At 62.1% G+C, this 24,288-nt stretch carries 15 protein-coding genes; 6 read left to right on the forward strand and 9 right to left on the reverse strand.

The features are described from left to right. Window positions 1-75: 75 nt before the first annotated feature. Window positions 76-981, reverse strand: coding sequence for a LysR family transcriptional regulator (locus AAID08_RS24400; protein ID WP_372414170.1), 906 nt, complete (start codon window positions 979-981; stop codon window positions 76-78). A gap of 188 nt (window positions 982-1,169) precedes the next feature. Between AAID08_RS24400 and AAID08_RS24405 the strand changes: the two genes are divergently transcribed. After that, window positions 1,170-1,919 (forward strand): SDR family NAD(P)-dependent oxidoreductase, encoded by a 750-nt coding sequence (locus AAID08_RS24405; protein WP_054500731.1) that lies wholly within the window; start codon window positions 1,170-1,172, stop codon window positions 1,917-1,919. 46 nt (window positions 1,920-1,965) lie between these two features. Here the strand turns inward: AAID08_RS24405 and AAID08_RS24410 are convergent, their stop codons facing one another. After that, the gene (locus AAID08_RS24410) at window positions 1,966-2,316 is read right to left on the reverse strand and encodes a hypothetical protein (protein WP_269872159.1); all 351 of its coding nucleotides are present in this window, start codon (window positions 2,314-2,316) and stop codon (window positions 1,966-1,968) included. A gap of 220 nt (window positions 2,317-2,536) precedes the next feature. Here AAID08_RS24410 and AAID08_RS24415 point away from each other — a divergent pair, with 220 nt between their 5' ends. Beyond that, complete coding sequence (locus tag AAID08_RS24415) at window positions 2,537-5,809, forward strand: hypothetical protein (RefSeq protein WP_156330691.1); 3,273 nt, start codon at window positions 2,537-2,539, stop codon at window positions 5,807-5,809. Between the two features lie 58 nt (window positions 5,810-5,867). Here AAID08_RS24415 and AAID08_RS24420 read toward each other — a convergent pair whose 3' ends face one another. The 4 genes from AAID08_RS24420 to AAID08_RS24435 form a co-directional block, all read right to left on the reverse strand. Continuing rightward, window positions 5,868-6,449, reverse strand: coding sequence for an SMI1/KNR4 family protein (locus AAID08_RS24420; protein ID WP_395757000.1), 582 nt, complete (start codon window positions 6,447-6,449; stop codon window positions 5,868-5,870). A gap of 168 nt (window positions 6,450-6,617) precedes the next feature. After that, window positions 6,618-7,283, reverse strand: a complete 666-nt coding sequence (locus tag AAID08_RS24425) for an imm11 family protein (protein ID WP_175142676.1) — start codon at window positions 7,281-7,283, stop codon at window positions 6,618-6,620. A 237-nt stretch (window positions 7,284-7,520) separates the two neighbouring features. After that, a complete protein-coding gene (locus AAID08_RS24430; protein WP_175142677.1) occupies window positions 7,521-8,042 on the reverse strand; it encodes a cytochrome C5 in 522 nt (173 codons plus the stop codon). Window positions 8,043-8,206: 164 nt separating this feature from the next. Beyond that, the gene (locus AAID08_RS24435; RefSeq protein WP_254603884.1) at window positions 8,207-8,503 is read right to left on the reverse strand and encodes a hypothetical protein; all 297 of its coding nucleotides are present in this window, start codon (window positions 8,501-8,503) and stop codon (window positions 8,207-8,209) included. Between the two features lie 33 nt (window positions 8,504-8,536). On the opposite strand from AAID08_RS24435, the gene AAID08_RS24440 reads away from it, so the two are divergent. From AAID08_RS24440 to AAID08_RS24450, 3 genes are all read left to right on the forward strand, one after another. Then, on the forward strand, window positions 8,537-8,734 hold the full coding sequence (locus AAID08_RS24440) for a hypothetical protein (protein ID WP_254603883.1): 198 nt from the start codon (window positions 8,537-8,539) through the stop codon (window positions 8,732-8,734). A 458-nt stretch (window positions 8,735-9,192) separates the two neighbouring features. Then, entirely contained in the window at window positions 9,193-10,275 is a 1,083-nt protein-coding gene (locus AAID08_RS24445) for a hypothetical protein (RefSeq protein ID WP_175142678.1), read from the forward strand. 107 nt (window positions 10,276-10,382) lie between these two features. Then, entirely contained in the window at window positions 10,383-12,644 is a 2,262-nt protein-coding gene (locus AAID08_RS24450; protein WP_175189201.1) for a hypothetical protein, read from the forward strand. Window positions 12,645-12,722: 78 nt separating this feature from the next. Here AAID08_RS24450 and AAID08_RS24455 read toward each other — a convergent pair whose 3' ends face one another. After that, window positions 12,723-15,314, reverse strand: a complete 2,592-nt coding sequence (locus tag AAID08_RS24455; RefSeq protein ID WP_395757001.1) for an autotransporter outer membrane beta-barrel domain-containing protein — start codon at window positions 15,312-15,314, stop codon at window positions 12,723-12,725. Window positions 15,315-16,011: 697 nt separating this feature from the next. Here AAID08_RS24455 and AAID08_RS24460 point away from each other — a divergent pair. Further along, the gene (locus AAID08_RS24460; protein ID WP_395757002.1) at window positions 16,012-19,212 is read left to right on the forward strand and encodes an Ig-like domain-containing protein; all 3,201 of its coding nucleotides are present in this window, start codon (window positions 16,012-16,014) and stop codon (window positions 19,210-19,212) included. 690 nt (window positions 19,213-19,902) lie between these two features. Here AAID08_RS24460 and AAID08_RS24465 read toward each other — a convergent pair. Further along, window positions 19,903-21,009 carry a hypothetical protein gene (locus tag AAID08_RS24465; protein ID WP_395757003.1) on the reverse strand — a complete coding sequence of 369 codons (1,107 nt, stop codon included), beginning with the start codon at window positions 21,007-21,009 and terminating at the stop codon, window positions 19,903-19,905. 107 nt (window positions 21,010-21,116) lie between these two features. Then, complete coding sequence (locus AAID08_RS24470; protein WP_343718535.1) at window positions 21,117-24,269, reverse strand: hypothetical protein; 3,153 nt, start codon at window positions 24,267-24,269, stop codon at window positions 21,117-21,119. Between the last annotated feature and the right edge of the window lie 19 nt (window positions 24,270-24,288).

A 24,288-nucleotide genomic window follows, 5' to 3' on the forward strand; every position in this document is an offset into this window, starting at 1 on the left:
GCCCGGGCGCCGGGCGTCCCTCTCGTGAGGAGCCCGGCCACACCGCCGCCATGGCGGATCACGGCAGCCGCGATCTCAGGGCCTGAGCCGAGGCGGCAGGTTTTCCATGAGCCAATCGATGAACACACGCAGGCGCTGTGTCACGTGGCGATTGTGCGGATAGACCACATGGAACGGATAGGGTTGGGGCCGCCAGGGTTTCAGGATCTCCACGAGCGCGCCACCGTCCAGCGCGGCCCGGGCCGCATAGGTGAAAGTCTGGATGATACCCAGGCCGGCCAGCGCCGCGGCCAGATGCGCATTGCTTTCGTTGACACCCACGCGGTGCTCGGCCTTGATCTCCCGCTTGTCTCCGTCCCGCTCGAAGCGGAACGGAAATGCGCGTCCGTTCTGAGGGGAAAGATAGCTCACCAGCCTGTGACCGTTCTTCAGCTCCTCCGGATACGCCGGCGTGCCGAAGTGCTTGAGGTATGCCGGCGCGGCGCAAGTGATGAGATCGGCCGTGCCGATATGCCGCGCCACCAGCGAGGAATCGTCAAGGGGGCCGCCGCGGATCACGCAATCGACGTTATCACTGATGAGATTGACCGTACGATCCGACACGCCCAGGTCGATCCGTATGTCGGGATACCGCGCAAGAAAATCCGGTATGGCAGGGATCAACACATCGCGCGCGGTGGAGCCTCCGACATCGATGCGCAGGTGCCCTTTCGGCCTGCCCTGCCCCGCATTGAATGAGCTGTCGATGTCTTCCAGGTCGCGCACGATGCGCAAGGCCTTGTCGTAGTAATCGCGACCTTCGGGCGTGACGGTGACGCGGCGCGTCGTGCGCTGCAGCAGGCGCACGCCCAGGTGCGTTTCCAGGTCCTGAACCAGCTTGCTGAGCGTGGCATTGGGCATGTCGAGCGAGTCTGCCGCCCGAGTGAAGCTGCCTGCCTCCACCACCCGTGAAAAGGCGCGTATGGCCGTCAACTGATCCATGCGGATTTCTTCTCCCGGAGAAAGCAAATTATCCACATGTATGGATAGTCATTTCGATTTTACAGTATTTATTCAATATCCAGAGGTCCTTAAAGTGACGCCATACCCTGCAACGCCAGCGCTTCGGAATGCATCCGGCGCCGTGAGACGTTGACGGGCAACCGAGCAAAAAGGATCTGGAGAACACCATGAATCAGCAACTGAACGGCAAGATCGCACTCGTCACCGGCGGCACCACCGGCATCGGCTTTGCCGCCGCGCAGGAATTGGCGGCGCAGGGCGCGCGCGTATTCATCACCGGCCGGCGCCAGGCGGAACTGGACGCCGCCGTGGCTGCCCTGGGCGGCGCGGCCGCCGGCATCCGCGCCGACGCCGCGGTGCTGGGCGACCTGGACAATGTCTACGCGCAGATCGCCCGGACCGCAGGCAAACTGGACATCCTGTTGGCCAACGCGGGCGGTGGCGACATGCTGCCGCTGGGCGCGATCACCGAGGAGCACTTCGACCGCATTTTCGGCACCAACGTGCGCGGCACCCTGTTCACCGTGCAAAAGGCGTTGCCGCTGCTGGTGGATGGCGCTTCGGTGATCCTGACGGCCTCGACCGTGTCGATCCAGGGCACCGCGAACTTCAGCGTTTACAGCGCCAGCAAGGCCGCCGTGCGCAACTTCGCCCGCTCCTGGGCGCTGGACCTCAAGGATCGGGGCATTCGCGTCAACGTCGTCAGCCCGGGGCCGATCCGCACGCCAGGCCTGGGCGGACTGGTTCCCGACGAGGCGCGCCAGGGCTTGTTCGATCACCTGGCCGCGCAGGTGCCGTTGGGACGCCTGGGCGAACCGCGGGAAATCGGCAAGGCCGTGGCGTTCCTCGCCTCCGACGCGGCCAGCTTCGTCAACGGCATCGAACTGTTCGTCGATGGCGGCATGGCCCAGGTGTAAGTGGCCGCAGGCCTCCCTGCCCGCTCCCCCTTGCTCCACGCGCCCGTCAACGCAGTCCGCGGCCAAGCCGCCACAGCCGCCGCAGGCGCAGGTTCAACGGCGTGGAACACGCCCGCGACACCAGCGCGCCCAGCAGGCACGCGCCAACGACACTGGCCAGCAGCAAACCGAGCCTGGCGTCGCCCACGTATTGCGTGGGCGGCAGCCAGGTGCGCAACAGGCCCGGCACCAGCAGGTGCGGCAGGTAGATCTCGTAGCAGTCGCGGCCGCAGCGTCCGAGCAGGCGCCGCGCCAGCAGCGCGGCCAGCGGAAACAGCAGGTAGAAGGCCACCTCGACCGACAGGGACCGCATCACGCCCAGGGCATCGTTGATCCATCCCTCGCGGATGACCAGCACGTTCAGTTGGCCAGCGTGTAGACGCCGTGGCTGCCGGGCGAGCCGGTTCCGGTCTTGCCGTACGTCGGCCACCAAGGTGCCCAGGACGTTCGCCCGCGCGCGCGGGCCTGGCGCGGGGTCCAATCGGAAAGCCAGCGGGCCGAATCGATTTACTATCCCCGTTGCGGATTCCCGCCGCGCCGTGCGAATGGCGCCCTGCCCACCCTACGACTGCCTGCCCATGACCATGACGCCCCCACGGAAAGAACACCGCCCGTCCACGCGGCGCATCCTCGCGGAGGTCGCCCTCCTCGGCCATGATCAACGTTACGGGCGGATGGTGGCGCTCGGTCGTGAGTCCATCGCGGATGCGCGGCTTGCCGAAGACCTGAAGTCGCTGGCGCAATCGGAGATCCACTACGAGCGGCTGCTGGCGCTGATGTCGGCCAGCGGCTCGCGCGCGACGGATCTGATCGTCACGCTGCTCGCCGACCCATCGCCCATGCTGGTGTTGCGTGCCGCCCGACTGGCGGCGCGTGTGGTGCCAGACGAGATCCTGGTCCGCCTGATGCCCGACATGACAAAGCCGTGCCGCCGGGAGCTCGCCCGCCAGCTCTGGCGAGCCGGACGCGGGCAGGTCAACGATGCCGTCTATCCGACACTCGAAGGCGCGGCGCGCCGCCATCTGCTGCCTTGGACGACGGATGCATTCATCGGCGCCAGCCTGGATGCCGAACAGGTTGCATTGCTGGAGGCGCCGCAGTGGGCGGCGCTGGCGCAGCGCCTGCCGGGGCTCGTGCGCGACAGGCTGGCGCACGAACTGGAGCAGTCCGGCAATCCCTCCTATGCATTGCGCGTTGCCATCAGGGCGGCGCTCTATCGCATGCTGCGCAGCGACCGGGCGGCCGGGTTGAGCCTGTTGCGCGTGGCGGTCGCCCGCATTCCCGTCCAGGATTTGCCGCTGGCGCGCTATGCCTCTTTCTTCCCGGCGCAGATCGCCGCCATCGTCGAGGACCTGGGCGGCAGACAGCGCATTCCCTTCACCCTGCAGACCCTGCGGCGCCTGGAGGCGTCCGCGCTCTGCAAACTGTTGTCGGTTGACGCGCTCCCCGACCTGCACGCGGTCTTCCAGCAACTGCATGCAAGCCAGCGGGACGCCCTCTATCGCCAGGGCGGCGAAGCCTGGCGCGAGGACAGCGGGGCCTTGCCGTTCGAGTTCGTGCGGGAACTATCCAGCGCTGCCCGGCAGGCCGAAGCGCGCCGCGCGTTCTCGTCGCCACGCCTCGCCGCCGAGCCGCTGGTCCGGCTGCCGTACCTGTCCTGCCTGCCATTCCAGGAAGCGCTGGCCCTGGCCCAGCCGTTCCTGTCGCAGCCCGATGGCGAGCTGCGCGCGCAGGCCGTGGCGGCGGTGGCAGGGACAGGACGATACGAGGCATCGAGCCTGGCCGCCATTCTGGATTTCTGCCGGGCCCGCGAGAACGAGCAGGACCCTGTGCGACTTGCCATGCTGACGGCCCTGGCGGCACTGCCGCCTTCGCGCTGGGAAGCCGGGCACCTGCCCGGGTTCACCGCGCTCATCGATGCCGCATTGCGCGCCCGCGACTGCTCGCACCAGACCATGCTGGCGGCCATGCAATGGTTGATGTCCATCATCACCCCCCACACCGCATTTGTCGTGGCCGCGCTGCCCGGCCTTGTCGAGCGCATGGGCGGCATGGGCAACCTGCGCCAGGGGCACTGGGAATCCCGCATGAGCGATGGCGAACTGCGCCGGATCGCCCCGCACCTGATGGGGCTGCTCGAGACCTGGATCCGGCGCGATCGCGCCCAGGTGGCGCTGCAACTCGTCTTTGGCTTCGGATGCCGGGCGAAGGCCGTGGACCTGTTTGTCGACATGATCTCCGACCTGGCCCGCGACAAACGCGGCAATGTGGCGCGTTCCGGGCTGGACGCGCTGGTGCGGCTCGGACTGCGCAAGCGCGCGGCGGAATTGATTCCCCAACTGCTGGGGGCCGATCCGAGCTGGATTCAGGTGTCCGCGGTCTCCTCGCATCTGCATCGTCGCAGGCAAGACCTGCTGACGCCGTTTCTGACCGCCCGCGTCTACAAGGGGCGGTTTCCCAGCGGCAAGGCGGCATTTCTCCCCGCCTACGAAGACGGATTCTTCCGGTGGACGGCGGCCCAGCAGCAATGCTATGCCGCCGAACTGCTCGATATCCTCACCAGCACGCAGCGCAACGCCTGGGAACTCTACGGCTGCGTCCAGCGCTATGCGGCCATGCCATCCATCGACCTGGCGCCGCTGGTCGACCTGGCGCGCCTCGACACGCCCGACCAGGCGCTGCGTGACAAGGCGCTGGAAGCGCTCGGACGCGCCGATGCCGGACGCGGGGTGGCGGCGCTGATACAGGCACTGGATGACGGCCGGGCCCGGGTCGCCATCTATGCCTTGCGGCGATCCTTGATGAACCTGCGCCCCGCGCAGGTGCTGGAACTGCTGGACCGCGCGCCGCGAAGCAAGATCACCGTCGCCAAGGAGATCGTCCGCCTTGCCGGCGACCTGAGGACGGATGGCGCCTTCGCATTTCTCGCCCGGATCGAAGCCGAGCCCAAGCTGCATCAGGACGTGGCGATCGCCTTGGCGCGAGCGTACTGGAACTTCCTCGACCGTCCCGAGGTCTGGCCCAGATTGCACGCCGCCGCGCGCAGCGGGCCGCCGGCCCTGGCGCGCGCAACCATCCGCATTCCGCCGACGGGCCTTTCTCCGGATGGCCAGCGCGCCCTGAGCCAGCATCTCGCCTTGCTGCTCGGGCATTCCGATGCCCAGATCCGCAAGGAAACGCTGGAGCGACTGATCGCGATGCCTCCTGGGCAAGGCGCACCCGCGTTGTACCAGGCGCTGGCCGCGCGGCTCGGAGATGTCGATGTGTCGCTGGTCGAACTCGCGGCAGGCGCGCTGCTGGGCATTTATGCGGGAAACCTGCCGCGCGAACTGGCGGACAGTTTCGCGGGCCTGACGAGGGCGCATGCATTGGCCGCGGTTGTCGCCGCGTACCAGCAGCAACGGCAGCGTGGCCAGTTGGAACTGGCCGCGTCGGCGGACATGCTGGCCGCGGCCCTGCTGGCCAGGCGCTGGCATCCGGGACTGGCGCTACGACTGGCGTTCTCGGTGTTGCGTCCAGAGGCCGCGCTGGCGCTCGCGCGGCAATCCGCGGCCTCGGATTTACTGCATCCCGGCGTCGTTGGCGACGTCCTGGATGCGCTCGCGGATACGGTGGCTGGCGCGCGCCTGGATCAGCTTACCCAGGTCGAAGCGTGGTTGGGCGCCGAAGGCAATGCCGGCATGCGGCGCATCGGCCTGGGACTGCTGTGCGCAATGTCGGCCCGGACCGGATGGACGCCAGAAATGCGCCAGCGGCTGGATTTGTATCGGCACGACAAGGATGGCTGGGTTTCCGACGCCGCCGACCTGGTCACGTATCCGGATGCGCTTTCCCCGCGCGCCGGCGGATGACGCGCATGCCGGGCGGGCGGCATGCCGGCAACCGGATCGGCCCGCGCCCCGCTGCCCGCTATCCCGGCAGCTTGCCGAGTTTTCCCTTGGCGCGTTCGGCCAGTCGCAGTGCCATGTCCTGCTGACGCCGCATCAGGTCGGCGATCTGCTCGGCATAAAGATCGATGAGGTCGCCGCCCACCGGCTCCGGATCGGCCCAGTCGTCGATCGCCACGACGGCCCCCGCCTGGTCCACACCCCAGATCCGGCTGCCGTCGCCCACGATCTTCAGCACCGGCAGGATGCCAGGCAGACCGGCCTCGGCAAGCTGGCGCTGCTGCGCCGAAATGCTAGCCCATTCGGGCAACTCCGGCGCATCGATGCCCAACAGCACCACGCCGCGCCAGAAGGTCCAGGCGGGGCCGACGTCGAACTCCTTGGCGCGCGGCCAGACTTCCTCGCGCGCCATCACGCACAGGCCATTGGTGCGCTGGCAGAAGGCCGTGAACGCCGCCGGCAGCGGGAACCCGACAGCGGCCTCCAGGCTCGCGATCGCGGCCGCGTCGGGCGCGGGCGCGGCCACCACCTCGAAATACGCGCTGTCCACGGTGTCCAGGATCTCCCAGATGCGTTTGTGGAACTGTTCGGCGGTCATGGTCATGCAAGCTTCCTGAATCAAAAGACAAGTCCCGGCCCGCCGCCAGGGCGGGAGGCCGGAATGACGCAACACTATAGCCGCGAGCGCGCCCGCATGGTCCGTGGCTCCGGTTCGACGATCGATGGCGGTTGGCTGCGCGGAGCGGTTCACGCCGGGTCGTTCAGAACATTCTCAGATATCGGCGACATCGCGCAGCCGCACGCCAGAAAAGCTGGCCGCGCGCAATGCCTCAAACATCGCGCGGTCACAGATGGGAGGCGCTCCCATGCGGTCCTGGCGGAAGATATGGGCGCCTCCCACAACCTCGGGTTTGAACACCAAACTGGCGCCGCCGACGAGGCTATAAAGCTTCTCGTCCTCGCCGGTCTGATAATTGTGGTCGAGCTTGATTCTCACGCGGGAAGAGGCTGCATCCAGGGCATCGAGTCTGCGCAGCACATTACCCAGGTAGTACCGGGGACCGGGGCTGCCGTCGGCAAGGCTGAAGTCGCATGCCACAAACGCAAACGCCTCGGCGTCCAACTGCTCAAACAACCGCTTCAACGGCTCCGACACAATCCATATGCCGGCGAGCTCCTCCAGATCGCGGGGCATTGCGCCCTTCTGCGGCACATGCACCAGGTGGGGACGCGCCGGATACTGATCTGGCATCCCGTCAGGACGCGAGATGACATTCATCCCCGGATGGATCAGCCTCTCTTCGTTGGCGATTTCCATGCCGGGAACCCGGCCGTCGCCCAGTAAGCCGGCGTCGATCAGGAAAAACTTGCCCTTATGCGATGCCGCTTCGGCTGAAAGTCCAGTGGCGGTCGGTTCGGTCACGGTGGCTTCCATCATGGATGCGGGGAGGCGGAATAGAACAGCGGTTCAGCCGATGCTAGCCGGATTTGAGCGCGGCCAAAAGATCTGTCGAAATGGCGCCTGGTGAGCCGCACACACCGTGACCGAGTTACTAAGCCGCTCTGAGCATGCTCCGAAAAAAACCGTCCGGTTGACGCACCGGCCGAGCCATGACGCCGCCACGAAGCTCCCGTTCATAGTGAACCCTATGCCCGCAAGCAACTCGGGCGTTCACTACACGTCCTTGTCCGAACTCAGGTTATCCAGCAGCTCATCCAGCGAATTGAATTCGACAGTCTCAACGTCATCCTTCTCGTCAATGGAGACGTCTTCCAGTGTCAGCTCCACGCAAAGCTGCGCACGCACCCAGCTATCGGGAAACTGCCGCGGCGCCATAAACGACAGCAACACCGCATCGGCAAAAATGGCCGCGGAATGCAGGCGCAGGTCATCGCGCAGATCCGTGGGCTCTTCCACCTCTGCGTCCCCGACGGCCTCTTCCACCTCCAGCGCAATGTCGTTGATCAGCCCCTTCCAGTGATCCGCCGACATCTCCAGAAAGCGCCGGGTATTGGCGATGAGGGTGTCGACACATATTTCTGGATTGTCGGCCAGCTCCGGATCGACATTCACATGGATATCGACGCCCGCCGCCTGAAACCGCACGCTGGCAACCACAAAGTCGTCGCGCGCCTGCACGTCTTGGAGAAGTTGGCTCGCCGCAATGACGTCGCGCAGATGAGAAATCTGTTCCATGGGACCATCCGTTGCATTGAAAAGGATAATGATAATAGGCGGTTGCTTGCGGGCCGCCGCCGCGTCCGCGGCATGTATACCGGCGAGCCCCGAGGGCCCAGCCTGGTTCCAAGCCCATTCCGAAGTCATCGATTGATAGTTGAAACCCAGCTATCCGCAAACCATCAACCGCCATAGCATTGCGCGTAAGTAAAGTCGACCAGGCGCTTGTCTGAGGCATCCTGTGGCGTGGACGGCTCGACTTGGAAATGCCCGAACATATCGTCGTTGCAGATCCTCACGTCCTTGCGCTGCGTACCTTCCTGCAAAATGCAGGAACCGCCAAAACTGTGATTACCTCCGGCGACGCCAACCGGTAGATCAATCAGCCGGCTACAACCGATGATTCGGCCGTTTTGCTTCTGGTGCGTCAACGATTGGTTGAACGATTCAATGCGAGAGTTGGGATCACGAATCGGCACGACATTGACGCATTCGCCCGCGTCGACATCCGCGTGCCGCCCCTCACCTTCATCAACACCAAGCCGGAATTCGCCTGGCTGGTCACCTACATCGAAACGCTGTTCAGTTGCGAATTGTGGAAGCCGTCCACCGTGGCCACCATCGCCTTCGAATACTGCAAGCGCTTGACCTACTTCGCCCGCCTGACCGGCAGCCCGATTGTCGGCCTAGGGCTTGCCGCGGGTCGATGAGACGGCGACGGGGTATTTGTTGCTCGACCAGCAGACGCCGGAGCGGGTGGCTGGCGGCGCGCTGGCGCCGGTGTTCCGGGATGGGGTTTTGCTGGTGGAGCAAAGCCTGGCACAGATCCGGGAACGGTTGCAGGGGTCCTGGGTGTGCCCGGAGCCGGGGAGCATTGCTTGGGGTGCGCGCCCCCGCGCAGCGGAATAGATCAGCCCATTATCGGACCTCACGCCCAATATCCAATCGGCCATGCCCGCCGGGAATTCCGGAAATCCAATGCTCTAGCACGGCTCAATGGGGGCCGTTAGGATGTTCTCAGCGACTGAAGACGAGCGGTATTCAGCCGCCGCGGGCGGGGGTCCGCGAGCTCGGGACGGGCAACGGATCCTCATCTATTTGACGAGAAAGCCGAGCCGCCATCACCGGGCGCCGCATCGGCCAGCACAATTTTTCTTGGCCTTCACTCATGCCCTCCTCGATTGCACAGAAGCTTTCGCTCATCACCCCAAGCCCCGTCAATGTCAGTACGGCAGGCACCCCTATAGGATTCAAGGTAGTAAACCCCGCACAAGAGGCGTTGGCCAATATTGAAGTCAACTTTGTCATGGGCGGGCCTTCCCCCAGACCGGAAATCTCGGCCGACCGCAAAGTATGGAAAGAGTCCGGCGCCATCGCCAAAACGCAAGCAAATGGCGAGGTACTGGTATGGGTCCGAAGCGGCGCCAGTTCAGGGGAATTCCGACTCAGAGCCGAAATCGACGACTACGAGCCGCCGGATCACCGCATCTTCGTGGAGCTCAAGGCGCAGCCGTCCATCACTGACGTGACGTTCGACCCTCAGCCGTCTCTGTCCACGTGGCAAGGCGAACCGTTTCCCCCTGCACCCGCGATCCACGTCAAGACCGTCCCTGACTCCAAGCTTGGGGTCACTTTGCGGCTAGCCGGCCCCGACAAGGCGCAAAGCGCTTCGGAAAACAATGCCCACTTCCTAACCGGCCCAAGGCAGGAGGCCACCGTGGTGTCGGGCGGGGAACTCCCTCCGGTCCAGGCCGGCAAGCGTATCGGAGAAGTGACGATAACGCCCTCGGCAGGCGGGCACACCGGCAAGCCGTTGACGTGGCATGTCCTGCCCGTGCCGGACCGGTTGACAAATGACTGGGGCACAACGCCCCGACACATATCCATCCGTGCCGCCCTGCGAGACGGGGTGGTTCTTCCCTTTCGATTGTCCGGGCACAAGACGCTAGGCGATTCAACTGGCGAACCCGACTCCATCGTGCCGGTCGGCCAATGGGCCATCCAGCTTAGCCTCGACGCCACGCCGCACGCAAGATTCAAAGAGGGTTCGACGGGTGGAGGCAACAGCTTGATTCTACGCACGGACGCCAGCGGAATCGCGAGCATCCCTGCAGGGGCTCTGCAGATCCAGGCGAGCGCCCGCAATCAGACCATCACGATCCACGCGGCATGGAGCAAGAATCCCACGAATGCCGGCCCCTGGGCTCCTTCCCCGCAAGACGGCGCTATCTCGATCTACTTTGACCCTTGACTTCGGAGCGAAGAGCAACCGCCCCTTCCCAGCACGCGCATCCCCCTCGAGCGGCGAAACGTCTTCTTCCCGCTGTCTTTGTCTTTTCTTCTGAAAAAGGACCTGTAATGGCATCAACATCAACCCCTCTGTCCGTAACATTGGCCGGCGAACAGCACGACCAAGCGGTGCCCGCTACCACGGCATACATCAGAAACCTTGTCGTGGCACAAGACGGTACGGTTTGGGCGGCAGACAGTGATATCAACGCGAATCTCGAGGCCAAGGTGTACCGCCAGGACGCCACAGGGAAAACCGTGGCCACCCTCACGCTGCCTCGCCCCGCGTTGGGCAAGCCTTCCACGGTCGCGGCGCCAAAGCCCTCCACCATCGTCCGGGGCCTCTATTTGGACCCGGCGAACACGCTATGGATCTCGGACTATACGTACGGCACTATCTACCGGTACAAAGTGGCAGCGGCGGCCGATGCAAACGCCGAGATCTATTACGAAACTCCCGTTTCCACCGCCACAACGGGTACCCGCGTGCAGTTCGGGGCGATCGCCTATCAGGGGCTCGGTAGCACCAAAGCGTATCTGTGGGTTCTGGATACCCTGGGCAATCTGGTCGCCTTTGATACAGAAAAGCCCAAGGGTACCCCGCCGGTCCTCACAATAAAAATCGGCAAGAAGGCTGATGCCCTGCAGTCATCCTTGGTATTCCATGAGGAGAAGAAGACCCTATGGATGACGGCCCAGGATAGCGCCTCGGGAAAGCAGCAACTCGTCGGCATCCCGGCGGCGACGCTACCTGCAGCGGCGCCCGCGAATATGAGGAGGATCGATCTGGCGGGCCAAACGCTTGCGCTCGATGGGAACATCTTGTACATCGGCGGAACAAATGGCGAACTGTGGCGAATGGACCTTGCAACCGAAAACGCCCAACCCGCCTTGATCGCGACGTTGAAGGCGGGGAGCGACCCCGTAAGCATATCGAGCATTGCGGTCGATAAATCGGGATACCTCTGGATCGTCGACGACCGTTACCCGGACGATGGACACATCTATGCGGTATTGCCGACCCCTGATACGACACCACCCGCCCACGTTCAGATAAATTACGCATTGAAGCAAGGCACCGTAAAAGCTGCCCCCGCCGTGGTCGCCTGGCACATTGACAGCGCCAGTAGTGTCGAGTCGCTCTATGTCAGCGACCAGGCCGGCAACGGCAGGGTTATCCGTATCAGCCCCTTGCCCCAAATTCCCCCAATCGATAAGGACGGCAAGCCCGCCTATACACTCAAATTCGACCCGGACAAGGGAACCGCCGACAAGGGCGCCGCGTTTGGCGCGACAGAGAAGCCAACGGCGGGTATCAAGCTCCACGCCAAAACCACCAAGGCTCCCGCCGCTGATATCGCGGCCACCGTTTCGCTGCAGGTTACGTCGAGAGACCCAGGCGTCCTGGTCGCTCTGGACGGTGAAGCGCAGCGCTTGACAACCGCCGACGCCACGAAGCCACTCGCCATCACAGATCTTAAGGCCGACGCAACGTCGGCGCTTGGCCACGCCAAACTTACGGCTATCGGCCGGGGCAGACCGGTTGCCACCGCGGTATATGACGGCGAAGTCGCGCCGGCGATCACTGCCATTACGTTCTCTGCCACCGGCAAGCGCATAACGCCGCAGTTGGAGGTGTTCTCGGGCGAGCCCGTCAATGTCGTTACCACTCCGGAGACCAAAGCGCCGGCAAAAGTCACCGTCACGGTCACCCTTGACGGCCCGAACAAGACGCCACAAGTTCAGGGAGACCGTGCGCATTTTGATCTCGAGCCTCACTATTCCACCAACGTTGTCGTAGGAGCAGGCGCGACGTCAATGGGACTCATCCAGGCCGGCAAGCTGGCCGGCGATCTGACGCTTACGCCTTCGGTTCCGGGCCACAAAGGCACGCCCATGACGTGGACAGTCATTCCCGTCCCCACGCATATGAAGCTCCCGACCACCGGCACCAATCTGTCGAGACGTCACCCCGAGGTGACGCTCGCAACGTCCAAATTCCAGTTGTTCGGACGCGAACGGTACGGAGATCTCAACAGCGACGAAAAGCCCGTTCCCAAATGGAAACTGAGATTGACGATTACTGACACGTCGATCGCAAAATTCAAGGGCCCAAAAATGTCGAATAACGGTGCGACGTTTATTTCCGAAACCGGAGAAGACGGATCCGTGATGCTCACGCGCGATGACCTGGTATTCGAGCGCAGAACGCCTGGCAAGGACCAATTGGAGATCAGCGTGCGCTGGAAAACCACCTACGCCGGCCCGGACAATTGGCAAGAACCCCCTGCGGGCCAACCGAGTAGCACGACATTCGAACTTCAAAGCTAGCGCCAACAGCCCGACGCGAAGCAAGTATCTCGCGCCGGGCATTTCACACGCGGCGCCCCCCGGCGCCGCGGTAATGCGCTACCACTGATAGCGCAATCCTGCGTTCAGAAGGAAAGGCTGCGACAGCTTTCTGCCATTCGCATAGGCGTAGTCCAGATGCGCGCTGAGATGCTTGCCAATCTGCAGCGCAGTGCCCAGCCCCAGCTCCACCCGCGACCCCGACAAATCCGCGTTGAAGGAGTGATCGTTGATCGATATATCGTTACTCTTGACGAACTCGTGAACCACCGCGACACGTACGTAAGGCTCGACAACGTCACCATTGGCGCTGCGGAAGGCCCTGCCGACCTGCGTCCCAATGGCCGCCTGGACGGAGTCCATGCTGTCCCCCTTGGCATCCATGCCGTTGTTCAAGCTGAACCGGGATCCCTGCATATGCAAGGCGGACAACTGCCCATACGGCTGGACAAACCATCGATTGTCGAAATCGAACCGACGTCCGCCTTCGAGCGAAACCCCCACACCGTTCGTATTGAAAGAGCCATCGGCGCTGCCACCGTTGCTCGTGCTGGCGCGGGCCTTGCTGATATATCGATTCGCGTTCACCAAGCCATGCAGGTAGTATCCATTGCGGCCCATCCACGTGGCATAGGCGCCGATAGAGTACGCGTCCACCGTGCCCTTGGCGCCCGCTTTGTCGTCAAGCTTCGATTCGCTGTAATTGAACAAGGCACCGAAATAGGTCTTGCCTCCCAGGAAGTCGACCGCCTTGTCGGCGCCCACCGCCACGCCAGACTGGTTCTGCTGGAAGCGGGCCCCCGAGGCGCTCTTGATCTTGTATTCGGTACCGTACGGACGCACCCAGACGCCGCCCCTGTCCTGCTCGAACCCCAGTTCGCCAAAGCGTTCCCGCACCGTCATCAGTTGCCCATACCATATCGTGGGCGCAACACCCATGATGTTGACGACGCTGTTGGTATAAGGGGTCGTCTGACCGGTCGGCTGAAGCTCCCAATTATTCCCGTTCTGCGGGTTCTGCCCAAGCCTGTACTGGTACACGCCCTGGTTGACCACCCCGTCCGGGTTGTCGAGCGAAAACTTCGCTCCTCCTCCGCCGGTTTCGACCAGCGTCAGCGGCTTGGCGTCGCCGCCGCCCGGCTCGCGGCCCGAATCGGCGACCCGCACTTGGTAACTGCCGGTCGCCTGGTTCTTCACGATCAGCTTGTCGCCCACCGGCGCGGCGGGCTGGCTCAGATCCGTGCCGAACCGAAACATCCCTCCGCCACTCAAGTCGTTCACCGTCAGTGTATGGAACGCGCCGCCCGCGCCGCCACCGAGGTCAACCGTGCCGCCATTCATGGCCAACGTCGACACGGTCGAACTGCCACCGAGCGCGAAGACGCCGCCGGATCTCACGTCCATCCTGGTCACGCCCTGCGTAGCCCCCTGCCAGACGGCCCCCCGGTCAAGCGTGATTCGGCTGATACCCCCGTTGTTGATGGCGTCGCCTCGGACGTTCGCGTCCGCGACCCTGAGGTCGATCTGCCCCCCCGCATCGGTCTGCAACGCGACACCGTTCGCCCCGGTTAGTGTCGACTTCTGTCCTTGGACAAGCATGTTGGCCATTGCGCCCTTGCCCACCACCCACACCGCGGGGCCCTCCCCCGCCGTCACCGTGGTATCCGTCAGTACGACAGTGGAGGTCGCGGGCATCAAGTCTTTGGCATAGAACGGGTCCACGTTAAAAACGACCCCATACTTTCCGCCCTTGATCGAAGAGTCGAGCACCCCGACCTCAACATTCCCATTCACCGCCTGGCTGAGCAATCCAGCGCTCTTTGGGCCCTCGCCAATCACGGCTACGTTTGACAGCGATACGACAGTTCTAAAGCGGGGATCGCCCGCCGCGCCATCGTTAAGCGCAAAGACACCCGCATTGTTCACGCCGCCAAAGTCATCCACCTTGACACCACTGGCCTTCAAGGTCCCGCCATTGACCTGCACGACCGAATTCGTCTGCGCATACAGGCCGCTTATTCCGCCCGTCGAGGACACGTCATTCATTGTGAGGAATGATGCCTGCGCGCCCCCACCTCTTACCTTGATTGCACTGTCTTCCGCATCGATCGTGGAACCGTTCATCAGCAACGAGGAAGCGCCGGTCAGAATGACGCCGACCTGAGCCCCGCTACCGTGGATCCGCGTCCTGGCAGTTGTCGTCGCGGTCGAGGTGCCTTGCACCGAAAGCACAGACCCATAACTGCCCTCATTCAAGAACACGTTATCGAGGGCCAACGTGTTGTTCGCATTGGTGTGCACGCCGAGCCGGATCGTGACCTGGTCCCGCGCGTTTACGCCGATGTTTGCGTCGGCATCGCCATGCAGCGCGACCATCCCTTTCAGGTTTGCCCCCGAACCGATGTTGATCTGGCCGCCTCTTACGACCGCGGACGCCGCTCCATCCGAGCCGAACACACCGCTGCTCAAATTGACGGTGCCGCCCGTTTGTTCAATCCAGTTGTTTTCATGGCCCGCTCCGGAAAAGTCGTGAGTGCCATTGGCGATAGCCACGGGATCGGCAAGTGCCGGCCCGGAAGCGGTGCAGAATACCGCAGCGACGGCGGTCGCTACGACGGATGGCCGAAAGCCGATGAGTTCACGTTTTGACATGCTGAATTCCCAAGAGATCGCCAGCGGTTGGCTTTTGCGACAGGCGCAGCAATGCGACGTCGCGATGAAACACGCGGCCCCCTGGTTTTCCTGAATGTTTGGCGGTGACGGGCCAATCGAATGGTGATTGGAACCCTGCTTCTACTGAACGTCGACCTGGGCGACGCCACGCCATCGATCTCGGATAACCGCGGGAGCCTTATGTGAGGATCGCGGTGAAGGTACCCGCCATTCTCTTGCCAATCACTCAGAAAAAACTCAGAACTTGTTAAGCCACGTGTCGCCACGAGCAAAACAACAATCGATTTTTGACACTAAGGCGCGATTCCGCGAATTCCGATCGTCGTTCGCGAGAGCGACTGGGGGGTGCGCCCAAGCGCATCCGTACGACTGCCAAAACAGCCTCTGCACAATCCAATTCCGGCGGGGCGTTGCTCTAATAGGATTGAGGCCCGCGGCAGCGCCCTTCCGGAAATAGCCTGCCCTATCCGACCCCTCGCGGGTAGCGCTAGGATGTCCATGGCTTCTCATGTTGCGGATGCGGACGGGTGTGGAAGCTAAGGATCAACAACGACGCATGTCTTCACACATGCACTGACACTTGACCAAGTTCCCACCGTGCTGGCTCGGCTAGCCCCCCTGCCCATAAAGCTATCCCCTCTGACAGCCAACCCTTTTCCCCACTGGAGATTCTCATATGCCCGTTAAGATCTCAGGCCCCGCCCCCGTCCGCGCCACCACGTCAAAAAATCTTGTAAGAGACGGACGCTTCTTGGAGGTTGAAAAGTATTGGCGGGACCTGACGGAAGGCAATGCCGCCGCTATCCGCCTCTTCTCGCAGAAAGCGTACCCTGACCCTGGCCATCATTGGTCCAACATCTGGGACGTTGATGGCGACACACCCACGGCGCGGGCAGTCCACGACATTGAGCTTCTCGGCAAAGGGTGGTTCGAGTATGCCGCGGCACATCGGGAGTGGACGGGATATCCCATTGGATGGCCTCCCGTAGAGTCTGGAGACCGCGGCTTTGCCATCAATACAAATGGCTGGGGCTACGGGGAACTAGGACAGGACGTCGACCTCCCCATTGCAGGAATGGTCAATCTTAACTTTCTGAGCGTCAGGGACAACATCCATAATTGCGGAACGCTCGGTGCCTCTTTCGACGTCGAATTGCGCCCGCAGGGCGTTACCGGCGGCGAGTCACTGGTTGCAACGTTCTTCGATACCGCGCACGGGGATTGGATGCGGCGTAGTCACGACTTCAACATCGAGAAGCCGGGCAAATATCGCTTGATCATGAAAGGGGTCCCCAATGACCCTATCAGCCCGATCTGCGGTTCGTTCGTTGCGGACATCGTGCTGGCGTATCGACACAAGCTCAAGGCGCTTGGGATCCAAGCCCCGATAAAGGGTAGCGGCGACAACCTTACCCTGGAGGCAAACGCCAACGGGTATTTCCCTTCGTTCAAGTTCTTCCTTTTTGATGTTATCTCCGGCACCCTGCTGCGCCACTTTCCCGTGACCTTTGAGATCAAGCAGCCGGCGGCCTCGGGCAGCCACTTTGAACATCAAAGCGATAGTCATTTGCTTCAAGTGGAATCTGATACAGAGGCAAATGTCGTCATGCCGGCAACGACCCTGCGCGCCGGCTCGCCCCCCGCGAGCGCCGCATCCGACGAGCTTCTCGTCAAGGCGGACGGCCAAGTCATTGCCACCATCAAACTGGTTGTGAAGCAAGCCTCGCTGCCCGACCATCAGGGAGAGGCGGAAACGGTGCTCAAGGCCCGCTTCGCCTACCTCAGCGGCGACGCGCAGAGCGCGGCGAGCCAGACGCGCTTTCGTCACGCTCTGTCGGTGGACGTTCGCGATGCCAAAGGCGGCAGGGCAACCAAAGGACACGTGACCTTCAAGGTGGTCAATTCGGACAACGGGGCCGCGGGCTATCTCACCGAATCGGAGGATGGTAGCTGGACCACCATTTCCCTTGAAAAGCGTACGCAATTGGACGTCCCGGTCAACGACGGACGCGCCAAAGTCTGGCTATGGGGACAAAATAGCTCAGCGCATCCCGGACATTTGAAGATCGAAGCCCACGTGCAAGGAAAACTGGAGCCGACGGTCGCTTTTCATGAGAATGTGTGGCCCACCCAGACGGCGCTGACCTTGAGCAAGGAACAGGGCGACGGCCAAACCGTGTACCAAGGCGAGCTGCCCGCCCCCCTGCGGATCCGCGCGGTTCGCGCGGACAATACATCCGTCGGCGCCGATGGCGAATGGCTGCATTGGACGATCGATACGCCAAGCCTGATGCAATTCGAGCCGGTCCCGTCAGGATCGAGTATTGAGTGGGAAAACGGGGAGTCCGTCTGGACGCGCACGGATCCCGATGGACACGCTTCCGCCCCGCGTATCCACGTGACGGCCGGGTCGGTGGGCACCGCCATAGTTAGCGTGGCGTCGCCCGTCGCGCAAACCGCTGTATTCACCCTGAACCTGAAGCTGAACGAACCAAGGGTCAGGTACCACCTGGTCCGAGTGGACCAAGAATCAGAAATCGCCGTCAATACCGAAACGGATGTCAGCGTGAAAGTAATGGACAACGCAGGCAAGGGCGTGCCGAACGTCCATGTGCGGGCAGCCGTGGAAAGCAGGAGCAATCTGGCGAATGCCACGATTACGCCCACCGCGCCCGCGTCGGTGGTAACCAACCAGGAGGGGGTTGCGACATTCAAAGTTGTCGCGCGCAAAAGCGGCACTTTCGCCTTGAAATTCGAAACCGACAAAGCGCAGTTTATAGTGCTGTACCTGTTCGCCACGGGACATTTGGTCACGAGCACCCTGACGGTAACCCTTGGAAGACAGCTGACGCTCCTTCCCGGGCAACCGACCGCGGATCATCCGGTCAGCATTCACCTGAGCCCTCCCGATGACGGAATCCCTTTGGTGAATTTCAAGGTCTCGCCCCAGCGAAATGATGGACTTTACGTCTGGCAGGACGGAACATGGGTGCGCGAAGGGAACTTGCCTTTTCACGACAGCGTCGCCTATCTTGGCAAGCTTCGGATCGGAGCGGCCTCGCCCCCCAACCCGGCCGAATTCAAGATCCGCTTTACGATTCCCGGGCATGAATCCACCCTGCATGATGAAGCGACCATCAAGGTGGGTGGATTGGCCTACGTGCAGCTACACCCAGCCACCAGTAGCGACACAAATCGCCTGAAGGTCGATTCCGATTCCGAAATCGGGAACGATCCGTCCATGTATGTTCAGGTATATACGGATTCCGGGCACAACAGCGCCGCTGCCAACGCCCAAGTAAAATTCCTGATCGACATTGAGGCGCCCAATCACACCTCCGACGAGGTCGCCTTCACCGAAGGCTCGAAAACCGAGCACGTGGGCACCTCAAGAGCGGACGGAAAGTGCCCGCTGCCAGCGATCAAGATAGCGCGCAATTTCACAGGCGACTTTCGCGTGTCGGTGTACGCAGGCACCTCGTCGACCGCCGACGGCGTGTTCTATTTTCAGGCGCTTACAGCTTCCCCGCCTCAGGTCATCAAGTTCGACCCGGACGAAACGCTCAAGACGCTACATCCCAAAGTCTACGATGAGGATCGCGAGGCGGGCCGCGTGCAGGTCTACACGGATGCCCGATCGACGGTTCCCGCCCACTCGGGGACAGTCAACTTCGCAATAAACGCCAGCAGCACCGCCACCGCCAGATTCGCCGGGAAGGACGGGGCCTACGATCAACAACAATCCAGCTCCCGGATTAACGCTAAAGGTTGGGCGAAGGTACCCCCCCTGAAAGTGAAACAGGAAGGCACCTTGATCATAGACGCCACGATCGGCGTCCTATCGACGAGTCACACGTTCACGGTGAAGGACGATTAATCCCCGCGGACGCTGCCTAGCCTCCACGGGCGCCCCGCGCCCGTGGAGGGTTTCAGCGCCTTCCTGAACGCCTGCTTCACGCATCACCATGCGTACTTCACGCCCATCCGCCCGACATACGGATGATATGTCCTGCGTGCCTCCACTGCCGGAAGCTGACCCATCCGGTCCAACCCTTCGTGAAGTCGGTATGGACGTCTACCTTCAATTCCTATCGGCCCTTGGTATACAGCCCGCCGGCTGCACATCCAGCCGGCACAGCGCCCCGCGCTCGATCCTGCGGCGCCAGCCTTGCCGAGAAATCGATGCCTAACAAGGAGCTGACCATCCGGACGTATCAAAGGTGACTAGATTGCCCTGTGTGTCCGGAACCCACAGATACGCTTTGCCATTGAGCGGCAGCTAGGCGATCGCCGCGAATTGCACGCGCGTACCCGTTGCGGCGGTGGCAGCGGGAGCTCTTCGTAATACATCTCGGCGTTTACATCGGCCGCCGTTTTCCCAGAGGCGTCGTAGCGATATACCTTGGCTCGAGATTCGCCTCGATATCACTTTCTACCCCCTAAGCAGTACCTCCGGTTGTTACCAGGATGTTCCTGGTGTATGCCTGGAGTGGGCACTGTTTGTCTTGCAGTTCGCTGGCTAATGTTACGGACAGAGGGGTTGATGTTGACGCTCTTCGCTCCGAAGTCAAGGGTCAAAGTAGATCGAGATAGCGCCGTCTTGCGGGGAAGGAGCCCAGGGGCCGGCATTCGTGGGATTCTTGCTCCATGCCGCGTGGATCGTGATGGTCTGATTGCGGGCGCTCGCCTGGATCTGCAGAGCCCCTGCAGGGATGCTCGCGATTCCGCTGGCGTCCGTGCGTAGAATCAAGCTGTTGCCTCCACCCGTCGAACCGTCCTTGAATTTTGCGTGCGGCGTGGCGTCGAGGCTAAGCTGGATGGCCCATTGGCCGACCGGTACGATGGAGTCGGGTTCGCCAGTTGAATCGCCTAGCGTCTTGTGCCCGGACAATCGAAAGGGAAGAACCACCCCTTCTCGCACGGCGGCACGCATGGACATGTGTCGGGGCGTTGTGCCCCAGTCATTTGTCAACCGGTCCGGCACGGGCAGCACATGCCACGTCAACGGCTTGCCGGTGTGCCCGCCCGCCGAGGGCGTTATCGTGACCTCTCCGATACGCTTGCCGGCCTGGATCGGAGGGAGTTCCCTGCCCGACACCACGGTGGCTTCCTGGCGTGGGCCGGTAAGGAAGTGGGCATTGTTTTCCGAAGCGCCTTGCGCCTTGTCGGGGCCGGCTAGCCGCAAAGTGACCCCAAGCTTGGAGTCAGGGACGGTCTTGACGTGGATCGCGGCCGCGTGTGTGAATGCTTCGCCCTGCCAGGTGGTCAATGACGTTTTCGGTGCAAATTCAACCTCGACAACGGATCCCTTCGCGACAAGCGATGCGTGGACTTTGTGGAAGGGCGCCTTTGCATCGCCGATAGCGCCACTGACCTGGAATTTCCCGGCGCTGGAGCGACTGCGTATGTAAAACCAGGCCAGGCCGCTCGCATCTGTCCTCTTGTCCGCGCCGCTGCTCCACTGTTGACCGTCGGCCGACAGTTGGGGCGACGCATCTTCAGGGAAGCCAGCCCCCGCGGGCGTCACGATGTCCGCGGACACGAGCACGCCGAGAAGGCCGCCCGGATTGTTTAACCGGGTAACGGCGAATCCGATTCGGTCATCGCCTTTCGCGGATATGGTATCCAGCGCGCGCGGAACGACCGCAATGGCGAGATCATCGGGATCGGGCATGATTTGTCGCTTCCAGAATGTCGGTGATATGCATAGGGTTCTTTCAAATTCGGTGTCGCGCAAACAAAGGGGGCTCTCGTTTTTCGAGCCCCCCTCACAGCCTTGCGTCAAGCAACGGTGATAGCCAGGGTCTGATCCACGCTGGTACCCACGACGGTCGCGTTCAGCGTCAGGCTCCCCGCATGCCCGGTCCTGATCGCCGGGATTTGAGCCTCTCCAGACGAATCCAGGGAAACCACCTTTCGAACAATGGCCTTGCCACCGCTCGGAAACTGACCGCCCTCCTCCTGAAAGGTTGCGCCCTTTGTCTCGCCTGTCAGCGAGAATGCCACCTGTCCCGATCGCACGGGATGTTGCTTGCCGGCATCCGAATAGACCTTTACGGAGCCGATGACCCCAACCGCGTAAGGGTGCGACGGTTTCAGCTTTGTGCGCGCGTCCTCGAACTCGAGCAAGGTCGCCGCGGCAGCCTGTTTCACGCCAAAGTACAAATTGGCCAACGTTGTGCCCGCCCCCTCATTCGACACAGCAATATTGAAGGCCCCCACAAACCCGTTCTTGACCTTGAAGGCAGGCACAAAGCACTGACCGTTCGGGTCCGTTATGCCCGTGGCGCTCAGACTCCCGTCCTTGAAGGCCACCGCGTCGGGCGAGGCACCTGATGGCTCTGTGACAACAATGAAAAAATGCAGCCGGGCATTCGGTGCCAGAATCGTCTTCTTCGTATCCCTGTAGGCGATCACCCGAACGTTCGGATCATTGTCAATACTGGTCCCCGAATCGATCTCGTAGGGATGGTCGCTGCTCGTCCCTTGCGGATAGACCTCCAGGGCCGCAGCCCCCTCGCCCACCCTGACCTGGAATGTCACGGGATGGATAGCATGCTCCTGCCCGGGGACCGAGAACTGGATCTGGTACTGTGAAGTCTCGCTTACGCCGACCCGCAGCGCCGTGATAGTCGTCCTTCCGTCCACCATCGGCAACTTCCCGTTGGAATTCCAGTTCCCGCTCTCGTCCTTGAGCAGCAGGCCATCATCGTCTGCCGGCGTGATCGCATAGGCAATGCTGTCGACATCATCATCCGCCGGATCCAGCACGACCGTGATCAGATTTGCGCTCTTTGTCTCGTGGTCACGTGAAACCATCAATGGCTGCTGTGTGAGAACGGTCAAGGTCTCTCGCACTACGTGACTCGTCGCCGTCAACAGCAACCTTCTAACGTGTGCCTTTTCCGCGGACAACAGCACCGTCGTCGCCCCGGAGTGACCAGCGGTAAACCCAAACGAAACTTGCCCTGCGCTATTGGTGATTTGGTGCTGCCGCAATGGATGGATTTGCGCCGGGTTACCGTCTTCTCCCAGGACTTCTGCGTCCACTCGCACACCGCTTACAGGCTGATTTGTGATCGAATCCCTGACCGTTATCGTGCGATGTTGCACCGTATGAAGCGGAAGCGCATCGTTTTCCCCGACCCCGATGGTGTACTGTATCGCCGGGTCCAGGAACAAGGTAAAGCTGGTCTCGGCCGCCAAGGGCGTTGACGCCCTGACGTGGCCGGTGCCCTTGTCGCTGCCGATGCGTTCCAACGCGGGCGCTCGCGCAATCCCGTCGGGGTCAGTTCTGGTCCAGATCGTGTGTGCGCTTTCCTGGTAGAAAATGGCGCCCGGTTCCAACGGTTTGAAACGCAGTACGGTGGCATCCATGATCTCCCATCGGATCCACTCATTGGAAATTCCTCGTGAAGTACTCTCCATGACGAGCTTGGCTCTCAGGCCAGTAACGGGAGCGCCGGGCGTCACATGCTGGCGATCTCCCCCCACGCGGAGAATCAGGAAACTTGCGTTCTGTGACCACACGCTTTCGTGGAAAATAACGCTGCGACTGCTCTTTCCCTTCACCTTCGCAGCGACAGCGATCGGCCCCGCGGAATCGGCCCCCGAAAACTCGCCGATCAGCCAGGCCTGCGCGTTGCCGTCCCTTACCGGCACGTCGACCTCGGTCTGCGAGGCGGAATTCCACTCAAGGTTCTCGCTTGCCGAAACATAGCTCCGAACCTGGCCATTCGTGCTGGAGGCGGAGAAGGTGACCTGCCCACTGGTCGCCCGCTGATGGCCAGAATCGAATACAGAAACGCGAAGCGCGCGCGAGAAGCGTCGTCTGCTCGCCGCGGTCTGCATGTCCCCGCTTAGATAAGGGGATGCATAGATATCGACGGATTCCGCCACACCGGATATTGGCGCCCTCTCCAAGACTTCCAGACTCACCCTGCCGATTTCTTCCCCATCAATGACAACGACAAGCTCGCCGGTCTTGTCCGCCTTCGGCCCAGCCTTCAACTGATGCCCGGGCAGAAAGAAAAAACCGTCGCTGTTCGTGCGATCGCTGAATTTCGTCTGATCGGCGCCTTCGAAATGCAAGCCGCTCTGGGCGGGATCGCGAAGCTCGACTGTGACGAGATGGTTCCGCAGCACGCCAAAGCCAGAGCCAACGGCAAAGAGAAATGTGAGAGGACGGAAGTGTTGGTCCGCTCGCGCCTTCACCTTCCAATGCGGCGCCGGTCCCTCTGCGCCTTCTACGTTCAAGAGCTTGGGTTTGGCCCTGGGACACAAAAAAATATCCGTAATGAAAGGGGCGCACTGCGGAGGATTGTTCCCTTGCGGCACGCCACGGAACCTCAGCCAATAATTTCCGGCCTGGGGAACCTGAAAGTCGACGCTGTAGCGTTGCCAATGACCGTCCGTGGACGACGGGTTGTTCTTGTCCTGACGCCGGAATTGGAGCTTTTGGCTGGTGGCTCGCCCCCCGTCCTGTTCCAGGATCACCTCCAGCTCGGCCTCATGGGTCAATGAGCCGAGCCAGTTATTCCGGACGCCAAGAAAATTGACGTTTACCGCCCCCTGGGGCAGATGCACTTTCTTGGCCAGGGACATCTCGCCGAGCGTCGTGATCATCATGGCATAGTGGATTCTGTTTCCCTGAGGATCTTGCGGCCACCCAATGCGGTAATACACGCCCCCATGATCGTCGACCGGGCCAAACCAATGCTGGCCCAGCAATTCAATGACGCTCGAGGAAGAACCGGTTACCGCCCAGTCATCCGACCAGCGCGTCGTGCGGTAGATGTACGCTACGTCATCAGCATCCGCATAGCTCCGCTGCAGCGAAACCACCTTTTCGAATTGCGGGTCTGGAACCAGATTTCTCGCGCGATCAAGAATGGGTTGAGGATTGCCGCCATTCTCGGCAGTCATTTCAGGCATGTTCAGGACCTCCACGAGG

The sequence above is a fragment of the Achromobacter sp. EB05 genome, from assembly GCF_044232075.1.
Lineage (GTDB): Bacteria > Pseudomonadota > Gammaproteobacteria > Burkholderiales > Burkholderiaceae_B > Achromobacter > Achromobacter dolens.